Origin of the sequence: Nitratidesulfovibrio oxamicus, from assembly GCF_015731765.1 — a bacterium.
GTDB classification, from domain to species: domain Bacteria; phylum Desulfobacterota; class Desulfovibrionia; order Desulfovibrionales; family Desulfovibrionaceae; genus Cupidesulfovibrio; species Cupidesulfovibrio oxamicus.
The window spans coordinates 1-4,726 of sequence record NZ_VRYY01000191.1 but is presented as its reverse complement, the minus strand read 5'-3'; the positions used below and the strand labels follow the sequence as shown (position 1 = coordinate 4,726).

Annotated in this window: 2 protein-coding genes; both read right to left on the bottom strand. The window is 68.6% G+C overall.

Features of this window, described 5'->3' with window-relative positions:
• The coding region (locus tag FVW20_RS07855) for a two-component system sensor histidine kinase NtrB (RefSeq protein WP_231038961.1) at nucleotides 1–1,914 on the bottom strand (1,914 nt) is incomplete at its 3' end.
• A 416-nt stretch (nucleotides 1,915–2,330) separates the two neighbouring features.
• On the bottom strand, nucleotides 2,331–4,726 hold a 2,396-nt coding region (locus FVW20_RS07850; RefSeq protein ID WP_196608979.1), incomplete at its 5' end, for an AsmA family protein.

The following is a 4,726-nucleotide window of genomic DNA, read 5'->3' as shown; positions in this document are numbered from 1 at the left end:
GGCCGCCGCACCGGGGCAATCGCCCGCCGGTATGTCCGCGCCGTGGTCCAGCGGGTCGCCGCCTTCGGGCACGTCCATTCCCCCGGCCCTCTCGGCCTGACCGGCGCGCGCGGCGTGCCCCGCCCCCGGAAAGAACAGCGCCACCGTTGTACCGCGCCCCACCTCGGAATCTATCTGCGCCCGGCCTCCGTGGTCGCGCATGGTCTTGTGCACCAGGGCGAGGCCAAGGCCGGTGCCCTTCTTCTTGGTGGTGTAGAACGGCTCGAAGGCCTGCTCGCGCTGTTCGCGGCTCATGCCCGGCCCGGTGTCGCGCACGAACACCCACACCCCACCATCGGAGGCCATGGACGAGATGTGGATCTCGCGCCCGCCGCCGCCGACGGGCAGCGGGCACTGCGACAGCGCGTCCAGACTGTTCAGGACCAGGTTCAGCAAAGCCTGCTTCAGGGCATCCTCGTCGGCCATGACCAGGTCGGGCCCCAGGCTGGTGCGCATGTGCACCCCCAGCTTGCCCGCGTCAAAGCGCACCAGGCTTTCCAGTTCCGCCGCCAGTTGGCCCAGGCTGACCTCGCGCGGCTCGATGGCGCGCGGCCTGGCCAGATACAACAGGTCGGTAATGACCCGGTTCAGCCGGTCGGCCTCGCGCACCATGGTCTGGGCGTAGTTTTCGTCCGGCTGCTTGCCCGCCAGCTTCTTTGCGAAATACTGGGCAAAACCGCGCAACGCCGAAAGCGGGTTGCGAATCTCGTGCGCCACCCCCGCGGCCAGCGTGCCCACGGCTGCCAGCTTTTCAGCCTCGCTCAGGCTCTTTTCCAGTTCGCGAATCTGGGTGCGATCGCGGATGATGACGAGACGGTCGTGTTCCTCGTCGCTTTCGCGAATGGGCAGGGTAAGGATTTCAAGGTGGGCGCCATCCACGGTGCGGTTGGCCCAGCCGGGAGTGGCGCCGCTGTCCGGTCCCGCGATGCATCCGGCGATTTCGGGGGACAGGTCGGCCACGTCGGTACCCGCCAGACTGCCGTCACGGGCCTTCAGGATGTCATGGGCGGCCGGGTTGGCCGCGCGCACCACGTTGTCCTGGGTGATGGTCAGCAGGCCGTCGGGCAGGTTGTCCACCAGCCGGGCCTGGAACCGCTCCAGCACGGCGGCGCGGCCCGCCTGCTCGCGCCGCTTCAGGAAGCTCATGGTCAGCACCCAGATGAACACCGCCGCGGCCAGAATATACGCCGCCTGGAACAGGGCGTTCTGGCGAAAGCCCCGGTACACCGCGAGGTGCTTGGCCATGTCCAGCCCCACCACCAGGAAGGTGGGCAGTTGATTGGGGTCGTCCGGTGCAAGGTCGCCCTGCCCGAACGAACCGGAAGCATGCCCCTGCCCCCCGTCTGCCCCGGCGTCGGGGTGGGCCTGCTCGCCGTCGGCCAGTCCGGGGTCGTGCATCAGGGTATGGCTGCGGGGCAGGATGCGCTTGCCATACACGTAGGCGCTGAGCTTGCCGAACGTGGCGCGTCCGTGCCATTCGCCCTTCTGGGCCAGGTCCTGCAAGGCTTCGGGCGGAAACACCAGCGTGCCCCCCGACTCGTGCGTGGGGCGGGATGTAAGCACGCGCCCCCCCTGTCGATCGATGATGCCAACGAACAGCACGTCGCCGCTCTGTTCCAGTTCGCGAAACAGTTCCGCCGTACCGGGGCTGAACAGGCCGGGCCCGTTGGGCCGCATGAAAAGCCCGCGCCGCAGCGATGTTTCCACCGCCTGCAACACCGACCGGGCGGTAAGGATGAGGTGCTGGGTGCCCGCCTCTTCCTGCCGGTTCAGGGTCTGCCCGGTGGAGACGATGAGCGAAAGCCCGATGGTCACCAGCGCCATCACCGCGATGATCAGGGTGCTGCGCTCGGTGTTCTTGTCGGCTATATCCATGAAACGTCCTTGGAAAATCCGTGGAGATGCCCGCGCCCGGTTGCACAAGAAACCGGGCGCGCGGGGATGGCATGAAAACCTCGTGCCAACTCGTGCACAACGTGATTCCGGTCAGTTACGCCAAGTGCATTGCACAAACAATTCAAACCAGCGCCTGCCTGTGCACAAAATTGCACACGGCAAAGAAACGCGCAACCTCATTGCACGTGTGCAACGGCGGAAGGATGGGGGACGGTCGCGGGGGACGCAGAAGAGGTGAAGGGACAAGCAGAAAGGAAAGAAAGAACGGGAGGCGTGCGGAAAGCCGAGCGGGCATCGACCCTGTATGGTTGCGGCATGGGCGGACGGCGTAACGACATGGACTGGCGGCTGCCCGAAAACCAGTCGCCCCTGCCGCCTTCCGATGGTTCGCCGGGCTATTGCCCCGAAGACCGCGGGGATTGTTGACCGTTGGGGGCCGTGCCATTGCCGCGCGCGGCGTCCTGCAAGCCTTCCAGCACCCGCAGCGGCATGCCGATGACTCCGCCCAGCAGATCGAACACGGTGCTGCCAAGGTTGCCCAGGGTGCCGGTGACGATGCCGGTCTGGCGCACGCTGGTTTCCGGCTTGCGCAAGTCGCCGTGAAAGCGGATGGGAAAGGTGGGCACCCGCACCAGCGAGACGTCTGTAGTGTAGTCGATGCGCTTTTTCGCAAGGTCCACCCAGCCCCGGCCCACCATGGTCAGCAGCAGACTGTTCAGGGTGAAATCCTCGTTGTGCAGTACCCCGGTGCGCAGGTAGCCGCTGGCCCGCGCCTCGGAGAACGGGGTCTTGGATTGTTCGGGCGTGCTGGACTTGCCGCGCGTGCTGTAGAAGCCGTCGCGCACCTCGAAGGCCCAGGTGCCGGAAAGCGCGGCGGGCATGTCCAGTTCTGTGCGCAGGGGCCCCTGCACATCCAGCACCAGCAGGGCCTTGCCGCCCACGTAGTCCTTGCCCGCGAAGCGCAGCCCCACCGGCTCCAGGTCGAAGTCGCGCGCGTCCAGTACAAGGCGCGTGTTCAGCGCTTCGCCAGAGGCGGCGCGGATGCTGCCGCCCAGCGTGCCGCCATAGAAGCCGGAGGCAATGGGGCCCACTTCCAGTTGCCCGTCGCGCAGCAGGATGGGCGCGGTGAAGCCGTCGAAGCGCAGTTGCTTGAAGGTGCCGCGCCCCACGGACACGCGCCCGTCGGCATCGAACGCGCGCAGCCACGCATGATGCAGCGGCTCGCTGGAAGGCACGGGCTCCGGCTGGCCGGGGGCGGGATCCGGCGTGCGGGGTGCCAGATAGCGATCCGCGTCGAAGGCGTCGGCGTGCAGGCTGAACCGCCACAGGGGGCGCTGGCCCGAAATGCGTGAAACGGTGCCTGCCACAGGCTGGCCGTCCAGCACCAGCCGGGCGTTGGTCAGGTCTAGCATGTTGCCGGACTGGCGAAAGCCCGCCGACAGTTCCGCAGATCGCAACGCGCCGTCGGCCATCTGCCACGGCGCAAGGCCCAGCCCGCGCAGGGTGGCGCGCGGATTCGGGAAACGGGCGGACAGCGTGCCCTCCCAGGTGGCGGCCTTGCTCATGCCCGTGGCGCTCAGGGACAGGTTGCCCCGGGCGCCCAGCGATTCCACGTCCAGCCGGTCTGAGTTCAGGGTCCCCGCGTCGAAGTCGAAGCGGACGGGGCCGGCAAAACGCGCCTCCACCGTGCGCTCAAGGTCGGTCAGCGCGGGCGGCAGCGAAAGGCGCAACGTTGCGGGCAACCGGTCTGCGGCCACGGGCAGTCCGGTGGCCGTATCGAACTGCAACGGCCCATTGGCCGTGGCTTCCCATTCCGTACCGACGGGGGTGCGCATGGCCGCCCGCCAGGCTCCGGTCCACGGCAGGCGCACCGGGGGCTTGGGGGGCACCTTGCCGCCCGGCAATCCTTGCCCCGCGGCCTCGGCCCGCAGGTCGAACCGGGTGAACGGCTGCCGTTCCAGCGCGCCGTTGCGCCACACCAGCAGAAAGCCGTCGTCAATGCGCGCGTCCAGGGTGCCCCGCATGGAGGCGACCACGGCCCCCAGGCTGTGGCCCTGCCCCCGCAGTGCGGCCGTGAGCGCAAGCTTTCCGGCGGCGGATTCGCGCCCGCTCACGATGACCGCCGGGCGCGCCAGGGCCACGTCGGCGGCGGTGAATTGCAGGCGGTAGTCGTCCACGATGTCCAGCAGGGCCTTTACCGTGCCGCCGTAAAACGAGGCGGCGGTAAATTCCAGCAGCGTACCCTCGCGCGAGGGAGAGCAGCGGAAGGCCAGTCCGCCCACGTCGAACTTCCACCCGCGCGCCTTTTCCGCGCGCACGCGGATGTCATAGCCCACGTCCGGTGTCTCGTCCGCCGCCGCCGCCGGGGACTGCGGCCCGTTCTTCGCTGGCTGGCTGGCCCCGTCTGCTTCTTCCACGGCGGGCGGCCCGGCATGGACAAGCGGACGCGGATCGGCGCCAGCCAGTTCGGGCATCACCCTGTTCACGTCGATGTCCGCCCCGGACACGTCGATGGCGATGACCGGCGCGGCGAAATCTGCCACCCCGCCCGAGCCGCGCAGAGGCATGCCCAGCACCTCGGCGTGCAACACGGGCACGCGCAGCCCGTGCCGGTCCAGCGAAAATTCCAGATGCCCGGAAAGGGCGTCCAGCGCATGCTGCAAGCCCACCGGCAGGTGGCGCGCAAAACCGAACCAGCGCGGCAGGCTGAGCCGCCGCACCTCCGCCGTGCCCCGCGCCGTTGCGTCGGCGGTGCCCAGCCCGCCCAGGCTGGCTGTCACTTCCAGGGCAT